A 701-nucleotide genomic window follows, 5' to 3' on the forward strand; every position below is an offset into this window, starting at 1 on the left:
AATGGTTCAAAAAAGCGTTTGAGCAATACCGAATATCGATGGGCAGTGGCCATAGTCTATGCGGGATGTATATCCACATTTCGTTGTAGCCAAGGCACTGTCGATCCACTTTTTAGCCCTAAAGATAGTTATTATGCATGGCTAACACTCTTAATAGCGGCTTTGTTGTCTAACCTTTTATTTGACCCACGAGGCAGGGATTGTTATAAATCTTTCCAAGTAAGATACCCTAGGTTTCTCAAAGCCATTTTTAAGGCTAGGTTTTTTGGCGCGTTTCATGACGCTGTGTTAGGAGCGAGACTGAGGGATTTTTATATGGCGCTTTTAACGATGCCCTTTGTTGCCGCTATCCATGAAATTTCAGCGTATTTTGGGCATCCTAGCAACTTACTTGTAGAGGGTTTGATCCTTCTTAGCTTTGTGTGTGTTTTTGGGCTTTGTGTTAGGCTTTGCGCTAAATTAGGGTGGTGATTTAACCCAAATGCCATTAAATGGAGGGGGTATAAAAAAATTAAAAAACTTTAAAACTCATTCTCATTAATAGAACAGATCCAACTTGAACTTTTCTTTTTCTTAAGTTTTTTATTGATACAATTCCAAATTTAAAAAACAAACGATTTAATTCAAAGGAAAAATTTTGATTACGGTGGTTAAACGAAACGGGCGCATTGAGCCTTTAGATATTACAAAAATCCAAAAAT

The 701-nt window shown here is 37.2% G+C and carries 1 protein-coding gene; it reads left to right on the forward strand.

Translation table 11 applies throughout. From position 1 onward, the window contains the following. The coding region (locus IE271_RS44530; RefSeq protein WP_229920007.1) for a hypothetical protein at window positions 1-471 on the forward strand (471 nt) is incomplete at its 5' end. Window positions 472-701: the final 230 nt, after the last annotated feature.

The organism is Streptomyces minutiscleroticus, assembly GCF_014650875.1.
Lineage (GTDB): Bacteria > Actinomycetota > Actinomycetes > Streptomycetales > Streptomycetaceae > Streptomyces > Streptomyces minutiscleroticus.